The organism is Streptomyces sp. NPDC005775 (genome assembly GCF_042871565.1).
Classification (GTDB): domain Bacteria; phylum Actinomycetota; class Actinomycetes; order Streptomycetales; family Streptomycetaceae; genus Streptomyces.
On record NZ_JBIAIU010000019.1, the window covers coordinates 106,330 to 122,052 of the forward strand.

The following is a 15,723-nucleotide window of genomic DNA, read 5'->3' on the forward strand; positions in this document are numbered from 1 at the left end:
CCACCGCGAGCTGCCCACCGGAGCGGTATACACAGCAGGTATACACACCGTGTACAGTCATGGTTATGTCTATCGGCCACACCCTGCTCGGGCTCCTGGAGTCCGGTCCCCGCCACGGCTACGACCTCAAGCGGACCTTCGACGAGAAGTTCGGGCACGACCGCCCCCTGCACTACGGACAGGTCTACTCGACGATGTCCCGGCTCCTCAAGAACGGCCTCGTCGAGGTCGACGGCGTGGAGACCGACGGCGGCCCGGAGCGCAAGCGCTACGCCATCACCGACGCCGGGATCACTGACGTCGCCACCTGGCTCGCCCAGCCCGAGAAGCCGGAGCCCTACCTCCAGTCGACCCTGTACACCAAGGTCGTCCTGGCCATGCTCACCGGCCGCAGCGCCGCCGACGTGCTGGACACCCAGCGCTCCGAACACCTGCGCATGATGCGCATCCTCACCGACCGCAAACGCCAGGGCGATCTCGCCGACCAGCTGATCTGCGACCACGCACTGTTCCACCTCGAAGCCGATCTGCGCTGGCTGGAACTCACCGCCGCGCGACTCGGCCAGCTCGCGAAGGTGGTGGCCCCGTGATCCCCGCCGGCTCCCTGCTCTCCGCCCACGATCTGCGCAAGACCTACGGGTCGACGCCCGCGCTCGACGGCGCCTCGTTCTCCGTCCACCCCGGCGAGGTCGTCGCCGTGATGGGCCCCTCCGGCTCCGGCAAGTCCACCCTGCTGCACTGCCTCGCCGGCATCATCACCCCGGACTCCGGCAGCATCACCTACGCCGGACGCGAACTCTCGACGATGTCCGACGCCGAGCGCAGCGCCCTGCGCCGCAGCGAGTTCGGCTTCGTGTTCCAGTTCGGCCAGCTCGTCCCGGAGCTGACCTGCGTGGAGAACGTCGCCCTGCCGATGCGGCTGAACGGCACCCGCCGCAAGGCCGCCGAGCGCATCGCCCTCCAGTGGATGGAGCGCCTGGAGGTCGACGACATCGGCGCCAAACGTCCCGGCGAGGTCTCCGGAGGCCAGGGCCAGCGCGTCGCCGTGGCCCGCGCCCTGGCCGCGTCCCCGAAGGTGATCTTCGCCGACGAGCCGACCGGCGCCCTGGACTCCCTCAACGGCGAGCGCGTCATGCAGCTGCTCACCGAGGCCGCCCGTTCCACCAACGTCGCCGTGGTGCTCGTGACCCACGAGGCCCGCGTCGCCGCCTACTCCGACCGCGACATCACCGTCCGCGACGGCCGGGCCCGTGACCTGGAGCACGCCGTATGACCCTGCTCGACCAGAAGCGGATCCCGGCCGGCCCGGCGCATCCTCCCGAACCCCCCTCACCTGCCGCCTCCTGGCTGCGCGACCTCGGACTCGGCATCCGGTTCGCCGCCGGCGGCGGCCGCGAGGGCTGGGTCCGCACGCTGCTCACCGCCGTCGGCGTGGGACTCGGCGTGGCGCTGCTGCTCACCGCCGCCTCCATTCCGCACATGCTCGACGCACGGTCCGCCCGTGACCAGGCCCGCTCCGAGACGAAGATCTCGGAGTCGCCCGACGCCTCGGCGAAGAAGTCGGACAGCACGGTCCTGCGGATCGAGGCGAGCACCGAGTTCCACGACCGCTCCATCACCGGCTACCTGATGCGCGCGGACGGCGACCACCCGATCGTTCCCCCGGGCGTCGCCGCCTTCCCCGCCCCCGGCGAGATGGTGGCCTCTCCCGCGCTCGAGAAGCTCCTCGACGCCCCGGAGAACGCGCTGCTCAAGGAGCGGCTGCCCTACAAGGTGACCAGCACGATCTCGGACGAAGGACTGCGCTCGCCCGGCGAACTGTGGTTCTACGCCGGCAGCGGCACCCTGACCAGCGCGTCGGGCGGCCACCGGATCGCCGGATACGGTGACCCCGGACCGGCCGATCCGCTGCCACCGATGCTCATCCTGCTGACCATCATGGTCTGTGTGGTTCTGCTGGCTCCCGTGGCCATCTTCATCGCCACCGCCGTGCGCTTCGGCGGCGACCGCCGCGACCGCCGGCTGGCCGCCCTGCGCCTGGTCGGCGCCGACATCCGGATGACCCGCCGGATCGCGGCCGGCGAGGCGCTCTTCGGTTCGGTGCTCGGCCTCCTCATGGGGCTGGCCCTGTTCCTGACGGGCCGGCAGTTCATCGGTGACGTCGAGGTCTGGGACACCAGCGCCTTCCCGTCCGATCTGGCCCCCGACCCCCGGCTGTGCCTGCTGATCGCCCTCGCGGTCCCGCTCATCGCGGTGCTCGTCACCCTCGTGGCCATGCGGTCCGTGGTCATCGAGCCGCTCGGCGTCGTGCGCGGAAGCCGCAACCGGGGGCGGCGCCTCTGGTGGCGGCTGCTGCTGCCGGTCGCCGGGCTCGCGGTCTTCGGGATCACCGGCAAGTTCGAGGAGTACGGACCCGTCAACCCGTACCCGATCGTGACGGGCGCGGTGCTGGTCCTGCTCGGGCTGGCCCTGCTCCTGCCCTGGCTGGTCGAGGCCTGCGTGGGGCGGCTGCGCGGCGGCCCGGTCCCCTGGCAACTGGCCACCCGCCGGCTCCAGCTGAGCAGTGGGACGGCGGCGCGCGCGGTCAGCGGCGTCACGGTCGCGGTCGCCGGTGCGGTGGCCCTGCAGATGCTGTTCGCCGCGATGAACGACGACTTCAACAAGGTCACCGGCCAGGACACGTCACGCGCCCAGTTCTACGCCCACTCCGAGATCGTCAGAGGCGACGCCGCCGTCCACACGATCAAGGAGTTCCGGGCCACCAAGGGCGTCACCCAGGTCATCGGCACGGTCGAGGCCTACGCCACCAAGCCGGGCACGTACAAGGACGACGAGATCCAGCCCACCACCTCGTTCACCGTCGGCGACTGCGCGACCCTGCGCGAACTCGCCCGGGTCACGTCCTGCCGGGACGGCGACACCTTCGTCGTCCACCCCAAGGACAAGGGACAGGCCGACTGGGTCGACGAGACCGCCCGCAAGGGCAAGGTGATCGAGTTCGACTCCTACGGCCGGGGCAAGCCGCTGCGCTGGACCCTGCCGGCCGACGCCCGGACCGTCGGGGGCCGGACCGATCCGAGCGGCGAGGAACACTGGGGGATCATGGTCACCCCCGGGGCGATCGACGCGCGGACCTTGCCGGGAGCCGAGACGGTCTCCCAGATCCGCGTCGACGAGAACGTCCCGGACGTCGCCGAATACGTACGCAACACGGCGGCACGGATCGACCCCGGCATGCGCCTGGCCACCCTGACCTCGGTCGTGCGCGACCGCCAGTACGCGAGCGTCCAGACCGGCCTCCAGGTCGGCGCGACCGCCACCCTGCTGCTGATCGCCGCTTCCATGCTGGTCTCCCAGCTGGAGCAACTGCGTGAGCGCAAGAGGCTGCTGTCGGTCCTGGTCGCCTTCGGCACCCGCCGGGTCACCCTCGGCTGGTCGGTGCTGTGGCAGACCGCGATCCCGGTGGCCCTCGGTATCGCGGTAGCGGTGGCCGGCGGCCTCGCGCTCGGAGCCACCCTGTGCTGGATGATCGACAAGGACGTGTCCGGCTGGTTCCTGTTCCTGCCGATGGCAGGCGCGGGCGCGGGTCTCGTCCTGCTGGTCACCCTGCTCTCCCTGCCGGTGCTGTGGCGCCTGATGCGCCCTGACGGACTGCGCACCGAGTAGCGCCCCGACGGCCGGCCGGACCCGTGGTTCAGGTCCGGCCGGCCGTCGCCACACGTACCGGCAGCGCCGCCATCGCCCCGCGCAGCGCGGCGGCGAACTCCTCGAACTCCTCGTGCCGGGCCGCCCCCGTCCGCATCCCCAGCGCCACCCGCCGCGCCGGGGCCGGGTCCGCGAAGTACGCCGTGGTCAGCGCGTCGTTGCGCGCGGTCTCGACCGTCACCGCGGTCCGCGGCAGCAGGGTCACCCCGAGCCCCCCGGCCACCAGCTGGACCAGCGTGGAGAGCCCGGCCGCGGTCGTGGTGACCGGCGCGCCCTCCGTACGCCCCGCCTCACGGCAGATGTCGAGCGCCTGGTCGCGCAGGCAGTGCCCCTCGTCGAGCAGCAGCAGCGGCAGCTCCCGCAGTGCCTCGCGCGGGATGTCCTGGCGTCCGCCGAGCCAGTGGTCGCGCTCCATGACCAGGACGAAGTCCTCGTCGAAGAGCGGGAGTTCCGTCACACCCGGCACCCCGAGCGGCACGGCGAGCAGCAGCAGGTCCAGCCGACCCGCGGCCAGCCCCTCCAGCAGCGAGGAGGTCTGCTCCTCGTGCACCTGGAGGTCGAGGTCCGGGTAGCGGTCGTGGACGAGGCGCAGCACGGTCGGCAGCAGATACGGGGCGACGGTCGGGATCACACCGAGCCTCAGCACTCCGGTGAAGGGGGCGCGGACCGCCTCCACCTCCTCCATCAGTTCGCCGACGGCGTGCAGCACGACCCGCGCCCGCACCGCGAGCCGCTCCCCGGCGGGCGAGAGCAGCACCTTGCGCGTCGTACGCTCGATGAGCTGGACACCCAGTGCCTCCTCCAGTGCGGACACGGCCCCGGAGAGCGCCGGCTGACTCATCCCGATTGCGGCCGCCGCGTCCCGGAAGTGCAGATGCTCCGCCACGGCCGCGAAGGCGCGCAGCTGCGAGAGGCTGGGCTGTTTGGGCCGGATGCCCTGATTACTTTGCACCACTGATAGGCACCTCCGATCATCACGACCGAGTGTAGCTATTTCCGCGATCAATGCACTCTGTGCCAAGGTGGACAACGTCCAACCCTCAGGAAGTCCCCCAAAAAGGGAATTCCTCCCGTTGCAAGGAGAGCGCGTGCTCACTGTCGGTGACAAGTTCCCCGAGTTCGACCTGACCGCCTGCGTTTCGCTGGAGAGCGGCAAGGAGTTCGAGCAGATCAACCACAAGACCTACGAGGGTCAGTGGAAGATCGTCTTCGCGTGGCCGAAGGACTTCACCTTCGTGTGCCCCACGGAGATCGCCGCGTTCGGCAAGCTGAACGACGAGTTCGCCGACCGTGACGCCCAGATCCTCGGCTTCTCCGGCGACTCCGAGTTCGTGCACCACGCCTGGCGCAAGGACCACCCGGACCTGACCGACCTGCCCTTCCCGATGCTGGCCGACTCGAAGCACGAGCTCATGCGTGACCTCGGCATCGAGGGCGAGGACGGCTTCGCCCAGCGCGCCGTCTTCATCGTCGACCAGAACAACGAGATCCAGTTCACGATGGTGACCGCCGGTTCCGTGGGCCGTAACCCCAAGGAGGTCCTGCGGGTCCTCGACGCCCTCCAGACCGACGAGCTGTGCCCGTGCAACTGGGCCAAGGGCGAGACCACGCTGGACCCGGTCGCGCTCCTCTCGGGCGAGTGAGCTGACCGACATGGCACTCGACGAACTGAAGGCCGCCGTTCCGGACTTCGCCAAGGACCTGAAGCTGAACCTCGGTTCGGTCATCGGCAACAGCGAGCTCCCGCAGCAGCAGCTCTGGGGCACCGTCCTCGCCTGCGCGATCGCCTCGCGCTCGCCGAAGGTGCTGCGTGAGCTGGAGCCGGAGGCGAAGGCCAACCTCTCCGCGGAGGCGTACACCGCCGCGAAGTCGGCCGCCGCCATCATGGCGATGAACAACGTCTTCTACCGGACCCGGCACCTGCTGTCGGACCCCGAGTACGGGAACCTCCGGGCCGGCCTGCGGATGAACGTGATCGGCAAGCCGGGCGTGGAGAAGGTCGACTTCGAGCTGTGGTCGCTCGCCGTCTCCGCGATCAACGGCTGCGGCCAGTGCCTGGACTCCCACGAGCAGGTGCTGCGCAAGGCCGGCGTGGACCGTGAGACCATTCAGGAAGCCGTCAAGATCGCTTCGGTGATCCAGGCGGTCGGTGTGACGCTCGAGGCCGAGGCCGTCCTCGCCGAGTAGCACCCGCTGTACCCCTCATACGAGAAGGGCCCCCAGGACGACCGACCGTCCGAGGGGCCCTTCTTCTGTGTCCGCTCCTACGTCTCCGACCGGAGGGCCTTCGGCGCTTCCTCGGCCGGCTCCTCCTCGCCGCCGTCGTCGGACTCCTCCGGCGGTGTGCCGGGCGCGGGTCCGGGTGCCGCGTCCAGCGAGGTCGCGCCGTGCGGCGGTGGCGAGTGCCGACGGGACTCCTCCTGCCCGTACGTCCGCAGATAGCCGACCACCGTATTGGTCACCGCGACCAGCGGCACCGCGACGACCGCACCTCCGATACCGGCGATCATGCCGCCCGCGGCGACCGAGAGCACCACGGCCAGCGGATGCACGCGCACCGCGCGGCCCAGGATGAACGGCTGCAGGATGTGGCCCTCGATCTGCTGCACCGCGAGCACCACGGCCAGCACCATCAGGGCCGTGAACACGCCCTGGGTGACCAGCGCGACGACCACCGCCAGCGCCCCGGAGACCACCGCCCCGACGAGCGGGATGAAGGCGAACAGGAAGATGAAGACGGCCAGCGGCACGGCCATCGGCACATCGAGGAAGAAGATCCCGAGACCGATGAAGATCGCGTCGATCAGGGCGACTATCACCGTGCCCCGCACATAGGCGGTCAGCGTCCGCCAGGCGCGGGGGCCGGCGCCCGCGACACCCGGCCGGGCCTGGGCGGGGACGAGCTTGAGCACCCAGTGCCAGATGCGCTTGCCGTCGTACAGCAGGAAGAGCGTGGAGAACATCGCCAGCAGCATCCCGGTGAGGAGCTCCACCATCACGGTGACGCCCTGCAGTCCGGCGGAGGTGATCGCCTCCGTGTTGGTGCCGACGGTGTCGCTGAGGTTCTTCGCTATGTCGTTGATCTGTTTGTCGGTCACGTGGAACGGGCTGTCCAGCAGCCAGTTCTTCAGGTCGTCGATCCCCGTCGTCACCTTGTCGGAGAGGGTGTCGATGTTGTCCATGACCTGCCAGACCACGAACCAGCCGACCAGGCCCATGATGACGAAGCCCAGGACCGCGGTGACGGCGGTGGCCAGTCCTCGCGGCAACCCGTACCGCCTCAGCCGGGCGACGGTCGGCTGGAGCATCGCGGTGACGAGCAGTGCGGCGACGAACGCCAGCACCACCAGTTGCACCGCGCTGATGACCCGCATGAGCACCCAGAGGGTTCCGGCGAGGACCAGCAACCGCCAGCCCGCCTCGGCCGCGACGCGCATCCCCCACGGGATGGCCGCGACCGGATCGGGCCGTGCGGAGACGGAGGGGGCGTACGCGGGCGGCGGCGGCACATGGTCGGCCACGCCCCCGTCGGCGCCGGCCGCGTGTGCGGGCGCGGCGGCCGTCGCCGAGGGCTCCGCGTGTCCGACGTCGTCCTCGGCCGCCGCTTCGGCCCGGCGTTCGTCCAGGCGCTCGCCCAGCCTGGTCAGTTCAGCACCCAGTTGTCCGAGCCACCCCGGCAGTTTCGACATAACGGTTCCTCTACCCCCGTCCGCTCTCCCCACCGCTCCCCCCGGGAACGGTTCCGCCCGACCGTACACGCGCGACGCCCCCCACCGTAGGACGGTGGGGGGCGTCGCGAGGTTGAGACCTGAACCTCGGAAGGTTCTAGTACCAGTGGTTGGCCTGCCAGAACGACCAGGCGCCGCACGGGCTGCCGTAACGGCCGTCCATGTAGCTCAGGCCCCACTTGATCTGCGTGGCCGGGTTGGTCTGCCAGTCGGCACCGGCGGAGGACATCTTCGAGCCGGGCAGCGCCTGGACGAGACCGTAGGCGCCGGAAGACGCGTTGCTCGCCCGGTAGTTCCAGCTCGACTCGTGGTTCACGATGTTGCTGAAGCACTGGAACTGGTCGCCGGGGATCATCTGGCGAGCCATCGCCTGGACCTCGGCCACGCTGTACGAGCCCTGCGTCGCGAACGCCGAGGCGCTGCGGACCTCGGAGCGGCTGGCGCGCTCGGCGCGATCCGCCTTCTCCTTGCGCTCCTTCTCCAGCCTGTCCTCGGCCGCCGCCTTCTTGGACTTGGCGTCCTTGGCGGCCTGCACACGGGCTGATTCCTCGGCGGACTTCTTCGCCGACGCGTCGGCCGCGGACGCCTGGGCGTCGGCCTGCTGCGTCAGCGATGCGGTCTGCACCTGGGCCTGCTGGCCCGCGGGGATGTCTGCGAGCAGCGTGGTGTCGGCTGCGGTCGCCTCGAAGTTGTTGTCATCAACAGCGGGAGTGCTGCCTGCTGCAACGCCTACGACGGCGCCTACGGTGGTTACCGCTGTGGCTGATGCCACGGCGAACCCCCGGACCGAGATCCGGCTCACACGGTGTCCTTCCAGCATCGCCCGCTTAGGTGACCTCGCGGGCGCAATCGTGCCCCTGGACACTGGCCTCCCTACTGCTTGGGTCACGGGAGGCACGGGCCCGGTGGGCACTCCCCGGGGGGAGCGCCGCGTGGTACTCGCGGGCGGCATACGGGCGGCGGTTGTTGAGTTGTGTGGTGCGTGGCACCTCTGGAGGTGCCGGTGTGCCGTATGCGGGGCCTGACGGAAGCAAGACTCTGCCGGAACGGGACGCCGGGAAGCAATTCTCTGTTGCGTGTGAAAGCTCACACCTCGTTTGGAGCAAGTGAATGACGGAAATGGTGCCGCAACACGATGCCGCCCGGCTAAGCTCCTTCGCTCGCCGGGCGGCATCAACGGTGCCAAGCCGTATCAGATCTGACCTTCCTCCAGCATTTCGGTCACCAGTGCGGCGATGCGGGAGCGCTCCGAACGCGTGAGCGTCACATGCGCGAAGAGCGGGTGCCCCTTCAACTTCTCGACCACGGCGACCACGCCGTCGTACCGGCCGACCCGGAGGTTGTCCCGCTGGGCCACGTCATGCGTGAGCACCACCCGGGAATTGGCCCCGATACGGGACAACACGGTCAGCAGGACGTTCCGTTCGAGCGACTGGGCCTCATCGACGATCACGAAGGCGTCATGCAGGGACCGGCCCCTGATGTGGGTGAGCGGCAGGATCTCCAGCATGCCGCGCCCCAGCACCTCCTCGATCACCTCGCGGCCGGAGACGGCCGAGAGCGTGTCGAAGACGGCCTGGGCCCAGGGGCTCATCTTCTCGGCCTCGCTGCCGGGGAGATAGCCGAGCTCCTGCCCGCCCACCGCGTACAGCGGGCGGAAGACCATCACCTTCTTGTGCTGCCCGCGCTCCAGCACCGCTTCGAGGCCCGCGCAGAGCGCCAGCGCCGATTTGCCGGTGCCGGCCCGGCCGCCGAGCGACACGATGCCGACGTCCTGGTCCAGGAGCAGATCCAGGGCGATGCGCTGCTCGGCGCTGCGGCCGTGGATGCCGAAGGCCTCCCGCTCGCCGCGGACGAGCCGGACGTTGCCCTCGGGTGTCACCCGGCCGAGCGCCTTGCCCCGTTCGGACTGGAGGACCAGGCCGGTGTGCACGGGAAGCTCGGCTGCCTCGGGGACGTACAGCGTCTCCTCGGTGAAGAGCAGGTCCACCTGTTCGGCGGGCAGGGACAGTTCGGACATCCCGGTCCAGCCGGAGTCGGTGATGGCGAGTTCCGCCCGGTACTCCTCGGCGAGGAGGCCGACCGACGATGCCTTGATGCGCAGCGGCAGGTCCTTGGAGACGACCGTGACGTCGTACCCCTCGGCCTGGAGGTTGCGTGCGACCGCGAGAATCCGTGAGTCGTTGTCCCCCAACCGGTAGCCGGCGGGAAGGACGCCGGGATCGGAGTGGTTGAGTTCGACACGCAGCGTCCCGCCCAGGTCCCCGAGGGGGATCGGGGCATCCAGCCGGCCGTACCGGACCCGGAAGTCGTCCAGCAGGCGCAGGGCCTGCCGGGCGAAGTACCCGAGCTCCGGGTGGTGCCGTTTGGCCTCCAGTTCCGTGACCACGACGATCGGGAGCACGACTTCGTGCTCGTCGAACCGGGCCATGGCGTTCGGATCGGCCAGCAGGACGCTGGTGTCGAGAACATAGGTGCGCCTGTCGGGCATGCGGCGCTTTGTGCTGGTCACCACGGAAGGACGTACCCCCTCGGACGAGGTTGGGGTGCGACGGCGTCGCGGAGCATCCCAAAGGGAGAGGACGGGCCGGGCTCCGGCCACCTTGCGCGGGCCGAGCGCCGGCCCTCCGCGTCGGCCGCACTGTATGTACGGTCCTTCGTGTGCAAAGGGCCTCCCGGGCGAGCGGACTCCATGCCGCTCACTTGGACACGACGTCCGCCTGGTTGATGACCGGACGTCGACCTGTCAGGGGTATGCCCTAGAACACGCCAAGCCATGCCGTCCGAGGCAGGTGGGGTGAGCGGCCGGCCGGGCCGGCCCGAGTCCGTGGCGCCGACGCGTCACCCGAGCGGCCCCGTCCTCGTACGCCACGAGGGCGTGGGGTGTCAGCCGCCGTAGCGGCGGTGGCGGGCCGCGTAGTCGCGCAGGGCCCGCAGGAAGTCGACGCGGCGGAACGCCGGCCAGAAGACCTCGCAGAAGTAGTACTCGGAGTGCGCGCTCTGCCAGAGCATGAAGCCCGAAAGACGCTGCTCGCCGCTGGTGCGGATCACGAGGTCGGGGTCGGGCTGCCCCCGGGTGTAGAGGTGCTCGGAGATCAGGTCGGTGGAGACGATCTCCGCCAGGTCCTCGAAGGAGGTGCCCTTCTCGGAGTGGTCGAGCAGCAGGGAGCGGACCGCGTCCGCGATCTCCTGGCGCCCGCCGTAGCCGACGGCGACGTTGACCAGTATTCCGTCGACCCCCACGGTGGCCTGTTCGGCCTCCTTGAGGACCGTCTGGGTGTGCGCGGGCAGCAGGTCGAGCGTGCCGACGTGGTGGACGCGCCAGCGGCCGTCCGCCACCAGGTCGCGCACGGTGTTCTCGATGATGCCGAGGAGCGGGATCAGCTCGGACTCGGGCCGGTCGAAGTTGTCGGTGGAGAGCATCCAGAGCGTGACGACCTCGACGTCCGTCTCGCTGCACCAGCCGAGGAGCTCCTTGATCTTGTCCGCGCCGGCCTGGTGTCCCTGCGCGGCGGTGCCGCCGGACGCCTTCGCCCAGCGCCGGTTGCCGTCGAGGATGACGCCGATGTGCTTGGGCACCTGTGCGTGATCGAGGCGGGCCTCCACCCGGCGCGCGTAGAGCCCGTACACCAGGTCGCGCAAGTTCACTGAGTCCACCTCTCGGTTCCGTGCGGGCACGCCCGCCCCTATGCCCGGGGTCCGGGGTCGTCCACCTGGGGATCGCCGCACCGGAAGGGGGCGATCGCCCCGCCGTGCCGTGCGGTCCCGAAGCCGCCACATTACTGCGCAGGCGGCGCACCGGCCCAACCCGGCCTGTCACAAGTCCGTGATAACCGGCCTGTCGCACGTACGTGATAGGGAGGAAAGGTGACTGATACCTCTTCCCCCTACCGGGCCGACGCCGCGCGCTACGACTCCATGGAGTACCGCCGCGCCGGCCGCAGCGGCCTCAAGCTCCCGGCCGTCTCGCTCGGCCTCTGGCACAACTTCGGCGACGACCGCGCGCTCGACTCGCAGCGCGCCATCCTGCGCCGTGCCTTCGACCTCGGCGTGACCCACTTCGACCTGGCCAACAACTACGGCCCGCCGCCCGGCTCCGCCGAGCTCAACTTCGGGAAGATCTTCGCGCAGGACTTCGCCCCGTACCGCGACGAGCTGATCATCTCCACCAAGGCGGGGTACGACATGCACCCCGGCCCGTACGGGGAGTGGGGCTCGCGCAAGTACCTCCTGTCGTCGCTCGACGCCTCGCTGAAGCGGATGGGGCTCGACCACGTCGACATCTTCTACTCGCACCGCTTCGACCCGGACACTCCGCTGGAGGAGACGATGGGGGCGCTGGCCTCCGCCGTGCGGCAGGGCAAGGCGCTGTACGTGGGGGTGTCGTCGTACACCTCCGAGCAGACCGCCGAGGCGGCCCGGCTGCTGAAGGAGATGGGCGTGCCGGCCCTGATCCACCAGCCGTCCTACTCGATGATCAACCGCTGGACCGAGGACGACGGGCTGCTGGACACCCTGGAGACGGCCGGCATGGGCTGCATCTCCTTCGTGCCGCTCGCCCAGGGCCTGCTGACCGGCAAGTACCTGAAGGGCATCCCGGAGGGGTCGCGCGCCACGCAGGGCAAGTCCCTCGACCCGGACCTGCTCTCGGACGAGGTGGTCCGCCGGCTGAACGGGCTGAACGACATCGCGCGCCGGCGCGGCCAGTCGCTCGCCCAGCTGGCGCTCAACTGGGTGCTGCGCGACAGCCGCATGACGTCGGCTCTGATCGGCGCGTCGAGCGTGCGGCAGCTGGAGGAGAACGTCGCGGCACTGGCAGGTCCGGCGCTGTCCGCCGAGGAGCTGAAGGAGATCGACACCTTCGCCGTGGACACCGCGGGCACCAACATCTGGGCCGGACGGGCCTGAGGGGCGACCGCTGACGCACGGCCGGGGCTCACGACCGCGAGTGCGCTGCGGAGCCGGTCGTCGTGACCGCGAGTGCGGCGGGGCCCCGGCAGTACCGGGGCACAAAAAAACGGGCCGGTCCGTGGGGGGGGGTTACGGACCGGCCCGAGGGGGGGTTTCCACCATAACCCTTCGTAAGTGCTGTCGCGTGCCACGGCGCGAAATAATTACTCTCCGAATGTGCGGGACTCCGTCACGGACACGGAATCCACCCCTCCGCAGGGCTCTGACCTGCACGGACTCGCCCAGGCGCCGCCTTGACGCCGGACACGCCCGCAGGACGTACACAGGATGTGCACATTCCGGTCGCGGCGGGCGCGGACCCGCGCCCGCCGCGACCGTGCATCGGCTTCACGCAGGGTCATAAAAGCGAGCCCATGAGGACAGGTCCTGACCTGATGGGAGCCACGCGTAGGCGTCCGGGGCGCGGCTCGCGCCCTCAGGTCGTCGCGGCCGCGCCCCGGTGGCCGCGGGTGAAGCGGATGCCCACGGTGTCTCCACCGGTCACCACGAAGCGGCCGCCCTCGCAGCGGATGACGGCCTCGTCCACCTCGCCCCGCTCGTCCCTGCGTTCCTCGGTGCGCAGCACCGTCCAGCCGCCGTCGGGTGGCTGCGGAAGCCGCGCCATCGCGGCGTACTCCCACTGGGCGGCCGGTACGCACCAGTCGGGAAGGTGGGGCCACGTTCCGGCACCGACATGCAGACTGCCGTCGGACGCGCAGGTCAGGAGCACCGACTGACCGTCGGCCAGCAGGAAGGCGACCGCCTCCGGCTCCCCCATGCGTCCCTCGGGCCGGTAGAAGATGCCGAGGACGCCGACGATCCGGGCGCCCGCGAGCCATTCGGCGTTGCCCTGCCGCGGGCCGTGCGTCGCTTCCTCGTCGTTGCCGACCCTCATGGCCTGCTCCTTCCCCGTGCGCTCAGCGTCCAGGGTGCCATCCTTCGGGCGCGGGAAGGGGGTTGGGGCTCACCCGGGTTTGCGGGCCTCGATCAGGAAGCGGGTGGTATGGGCGACGAACGGCCCCTCGGTCTCGATCAGGCGGTGCAGCGCGGCGAGTTGTGGCCGGTATGCGTCGACGGTGAAACCGGGCACCATCCAGATCACCTTGCGCAGGAAGTAGACGACGGCGCCGATGTCGAAGAACTCGGTGCGCAGCCGCTCCGTCCGCAGGCCGATGACGTCGAGGCCCGCCGCCTCGGCCGCGGCACGCGCCTGTTCGGGGTCGCGTCCGGCGCGTACGTGCGGCGGCTGCGGGCCCAAAAAGTACTCGACGAGTTCGAAGACACTGGCCGGGCCCACCTGTTGCGAGAAGTACGTGCCGCCGGGGGCGAGGACCCGGGCGATCTCCTCCCACCACGTGGTCACCGGATGGCGGCTCACCACCAGGTCGAAGGCCGCGTCGCCGAACGGCAGCGGCGGCTCGTCCTCGTCCGCGACCACGGCCGCGCCCAGCGGATGCAGCAGGGCGGTGGCGCGGGCGATGTTCGCCGGCCAGCCCTCGGTGGCCACGGTCAGCGGGGGAAGCTTCGGCGCGGAGGCGAGTACCTCACCGCCTCCGGTCTGGATGTCCAGCGCCGCGCGCGCCCTGCCGAGGCGCTCCCCCATGGCGCGGGCGTACCCCCAGGACGGGCGTTCCTCGGTGGCCCGGCCCTCCAGCCAGGAGAAGTCCCAGCCGTCCACGGATACGGCGCCGGCCTCGGCGACCAGGTCCTCGAAGCGGGCACGTCCCGCTGCTGCGGGGCCTGATCGCGCGTCATCGGGTGTGGCGGTCATACGGGGATGGTGGCACCCGGGCGTCGCCGGCCGCGACTCATTTGCCGCGCGCCGCGAGGGGCGGAGGGTCAGGCGGCCAGTGCGCCGAACAGGATTCCCAGCAGCGCACCGGCGATCATGAACGGGCCGAACGGGATGCCCGTCCTGCGCCCGGCGCGCCGCATCAGCACCAGCCCGAGCCCGTACGCCGCACCGAACAGGAACCCGGCGAACCCGCCGGCGAACACGACGGCCCAGCCGTACCAGCCGAGGGCCACGCCGAGACCGAGCGCGAGCTTGACGTCGCCGAAGCCCATGCCGTTCGGGTTGATGAGGAAGAGCAGGAAGTAGAAGGCGCCGAGGGCCGCTCCGCCGAACAGGGCGGACAGCCAGGCACCCCCGTGCTCCGGCAGCAGGGCGGCGAGGCCGAGGAGTACGGCGGCGGCCGCCGCGGCCGGCAGGGTCAGCTGGTCGGGCAGCCGGTGGACCCGGCGGTCGATGGCCGCGAGGAGTACACCGATGGGGGCGAGCAGCAGCCACACGGCCAGTTCGGGCCGTGCACCGGTGGCCGCCGCGAGGGCTGCGCAGCCGAGGGCGGTGATGACGGGGGCGGCGAGGTGCGGGGCGTAACGCGGGCCGCTCCCGCGTGGTGCGGCGGGTGCGGTGTCCGGCGCGGGGTCAGGTCCCTCGGCGTCGTCCGCGTCGGGGGCCCGCTCCGGCTCGGCGTCGTCCACCGGTTCGGGCCCGGCGTGCCCCGGCCCGGCGGCCGTCCGCACGGCGACGGCCGCGCCGACCTCGGCACAGGTCGTGCAGCGCGTGGAGCCGAACCAGCCGCGGCCCGGCCCGGTGAGGGCGTGGCCGGCGGGGCAGGCGTCCCGCCACGCGTCCTCCGGTTCGACGGAGAACCGGTAGGCGGCGCGCGGGACCAGCAGTCCGGTCGCGGCTCCCCAGAGGGCGGCGACCCCGATCAGGATGGAGTCCACGTCACCGACCCTAGGCGCCCCGCGGGCACCGGTCATGGGCCCTGGGGCCCACCGCACGTCGTTACGGGCCCAGAGACCGTCACGTGGCGCTACCGTCATGGCCATGGCTCGATGGCGCAATGGAACAGGAACGCTGACGATCACCGGCCGGGACGGGGAGGAGGAGACCGAGGTGCCGCTGCGGATCGCGGCCTCGTACGGTCACCGGAGCCGCGGGCTGCTCGGCCAGGACGGGATCGACGGCGCCCTGCTGATCACCCCGTGCGGGAGCGTGCACACCTTCCGGATGCGGTTCACGATCGATGTGGCCTACCTGGACCGGAAGTTCGACGTGGTGGCGGTGCACACGATGAAGCCCGGACGCCTCGGACTGCCCCGGCTGCGGGCCCGGCACGTGATCGAGTCGGAGGCCGGCGCGATGGCGAAGTGGGGGCTGCGGCCCGGCACACGGGTGCGGATCACGCAGACCGGCTGAACCCGGACCGGGCCGGGCCGGTGACGGATAGGACCCAGGGCCCATGACGGTGGGTCGGTTGCGGCCCTAGGGTCAAAAGCATGTCATCCATGGGGGAGTTGGGTCGTCGGGTGCGGCGTTGGTCGCGTACGT

15 protein-coding genes are annotated in these 15,723 nt (G+C 70.7%); 7 read left to right on the plus strand and 8 right to left on the minus strand.

What is annotated here, in order from left to right:
* Positions 1-65 precede the first annotated feature (65 nt).
* Genes ACFYPA_RS33665 through ACFYPA_RS33675 form a run of 3 tightly spaced genes read left to right on the plus strand, consistent with a single transcriptional unit; the run spans position 66 to position 3,666 of the window.
* Positions 66-590, plus strand: a complete 525-nt coding sequence (locus ACFYPA_RS33665) for a PadR family transcriptional regulator (protein WP_350989130.1) — start codon at positions 66-68, stop codon at positions 588-590.
* On the plus strand, positions 587-1,273 hold the full coding sequence (locus tag ACFYPA_RS33670) for an ABC transporter ATP-binding protein (protein WP_359085233.1): 687 nt from the start codon (positions 587-589) through the stop codon (positions 1,271-1,273). Before ACFYPA_RS33665 ends, ACFYPA_RS33670 begins: the two co-directional genes overlap by 4 nt.
* Positions 1,270-3,666 (plus strand): ABC transporter permease, encoded by a 2,397-nt coding sequence (locus tag ACFYPA_RS33675; protein WP_389136189.1) that lies wholly within the window; start codon positions 1,270-1,272, stop codon positions 3,664-3,666. Before ACFYPA_RS33670 ends, ACFYPA_RS33675 begins: the two co-directional genes overlap by 4 nt.
* 28 nt (positions 3,667-3,694) lie before the next feature.
* Here ACFYPA_RS33675 and ACFYPA_RS33680 read toward each other — a convergent pair whose 3' ends face one another.
* On the minus strand, positions 3,695-4,660 hold the full coding sequence (locus tag ACFYPA_RS33680; protein WP_359320923.1) for a hydrogen peroxide-inducible genes activator: 966 nt from the start codon (positions 4,658-4,660) through the stop codon (positions 3,695-3,697).
* Between the two features lie 133 nt (positions 4,661-4,793).
* Between ACFYPA_RS33680 and ACFYPA_RS33685 the strand changes: the two genes are divergently transcribed.
* Positions 4,794-5,348 carry a peroxiredoxin gene (locus ACFYPA_RS33685; RefSeq protein ID WP_389136191.1) on the plus strand — a complete coding sequence of 185 codons (555 nt, stop codon included), beginning with the start codon at positions 4,794-4,796 and terminating at the stop codon, positions 5,346-5,348.
* Between the two features lie 10 nt (positions 5,349-5,358).
* Positions 5,359-5,892 (plus strand): alkyl hydroperoxide reductase, encoded by a 534-nt coding sequence (locus tag ACFYPA_RS33690; RefSeq protein WP_018550318.1) that lies wholly within the window; start codon positions 5,359-5,361, stop codon positions 5,890-5,892.
* 77 nt (positions 5,893-5,969) lie between these two features.
* Here the strand turns inward: ACFYPA_RS33690 and ACFYPA_RS33695 are convergent, their stop codons facing one another.
* The 4 genes from ACFYPA_RS33695 to ACFYPA_RS33710 all read right to left on the minus strand — a co-directional run bounded on the left by ACFYPA_RS33695 (position 5,970) and on the right by ACFYPA_RS33710 (position 11,081).
* On the minus strand, positions 5,970-7,394 hold the full coding sequence (locus ACFYPA_RS33695) for an AI-2E family transporter (RefSeq protein ID WP_359320920.1): 1,425 nt from the start codon (positions 7,392-7,394) through the stop codon (positions 5,970-5,972).
* Positions 7,395-7,530: 136 nt separating this feature from the next.
* A complete protein-coding gene (locus ACFYPA_RS33700; RefSeq protein WP_359085229.1) occupies positions 7,531-8,235 on the minus strand; it encodes a lytic transglycosylase domain-containing protein in 705 nt (234 codons plus the stop codon).
* A 390-nt stretch (positions 8,236-8,625) separates the two neighbouring features.
* Positions 8,626-9,948, minus strand: coding sequence for a PhoH family protein (locus ACFYPA_RS33705; protein WP_359085228.1), 1,323 nt, complete (start codon positions 9,946-9,948; stop codon positions 8,626-8,628).
* Positions 9,949-10,319: 371 nt separating this feature from the next.
* On the minus strand, positions 10,320-11,081 hold the full coding sequence (locus ACFYPA_RS33710) for an isoprenyl transferase (protein ID WP_148020469.1): 762 nt from the start codon (positions 11,079-11,081) through the stop codon (positions 10,320-10,322).
* A 219-nt stretch (positions 11,082-11,300) separates the two neighbouring features.
* Between ACFYPA_RS33710 and mgrA the strand changes: the two genes are divergently transcribed.
* A complete protein-coding gene (gene mgrA, locus ACFYPA_RS33715; RefSeq protein WP_359085227.1) occupies positions 11,301-12,341 on the plus strand; it encodes an L-glyceraldehyde 3-phosphate reductase in 1,041 nt (346 codons plus the stop codon).
* Between the two features lie 478 nt (positions 12,342-12,819).
* On the opposite strand, the gene ACFYPA_RS33720 is transcribed toward mgrA, so the two are convergent.
* The 3 genes from ACFYPA_RS33720 to ACFYPA_RS33730 all read right to left on the minus strand — a co-directional run bounded on the left by ACFYPA_RS33720 (position 12,820) and on the right by ACFYPA_RS33730 (position 15,116).
* Positions 12,820-13,278, minus strand: coding sequence for a hypothetical protein (locus ACFYPA_RS33720; protein WP_359085226.1), 459 nt, complete (start codon positions 13,276-13,278; stop codon positions 12,820-12,822).
* A gap of 69 nt (positions 13,279-13,347) precedes the next feature.
* On the minus strand, positions 13,348-14,154 hold the full coding sequence (locus ACFYPA_RS33725) for a class I SAM-dependent methyltransferase (protein ID WP_359085225.1): 807 nt from the start codon (positions 14,152-14,154) through the stop codon (positions 13,348-13,350).
* Positions 14,155-14,222: 68 nt separating this feature from the next.
* Positions 14,223-15,116, minus strand: coding sequence for a prepilin peptidase (locus tag ACFYPA_RS33730; protein ID WP_389136196.1), 894 nt, complete (start codon positions 15,114-15,116; stop codon positions 14,223-14,225).
* A gap of 103 nt (positions 15,117-15,219) precedes the next feature.
* Between ACFYPA_RS33730 and ACFYPA_RS33735 the strand changes: the two genes are divergently transcribed.
* Positions 15,220-15,591, plus strand: a complete 372-nt coding sequence (locus ACFYPA_RS33735) for a DUF192 domain-containing protein (RefSeq protein ID WP_359085223.1) — start codon at positions 15,220-15,222, stop codon at positions 15,589-15,591.
* The last annotated feature ends 132 nt before the right edge of the window (positions 15,592-15,723 follow it).

Coding starts and splice junctions, on each gene's coding strand:
- ACFYPA_RS33665 (WP_350989130.1), top strand. CDS start 66: ATGTCTATCGGCCACACCCTGCTCGGGCTCCTGGAGTCCGGTCCCCGC.
- ACFYPA_RS33725 (WP_359085225.1), bottom strand. CDS start 14,154: ATGACCGCCACACCCGATGACGCGCGATCAGGCCCCGCAGCAGCGGGA.
- ACFYPA_RS33735 (WP_359085223.1), top strand. CDS start 15,220: ATGGCTCGATGGCGCAATGGAACAGGAACGCTGACGATCACCGGCCGG.
- ACFYPA_RS33720 (WP_359085226.1), bottom strand. CDS start 13,278: ATGAGGGTCGGCAACGACGAGGAAGCGACGCACGGCCCGCGGCAGGGC.
- ACFYPA_RS33695 (WP_359320920.1), bottom strand. CDS start 7,394: ATGTCGAAACTGCCGGGGTGGCTCGGACAACTGGGTGCTGAACTGACC.
- ACFYPA_RS33675 (WP_389136189.1), top strand. CDS start 1,270: ATGACCCTGCTCGACCAGAAGCGGATCCCGGCCGGCCCGGCGCATCCT.
- ACFYPA_RS33690 (WP_018550318.1), top strand. CDS start 5,359: ATGGCACTCGACGAACTGAAGGCCGCCGTTCCGGACTTCGCCAAGGAC.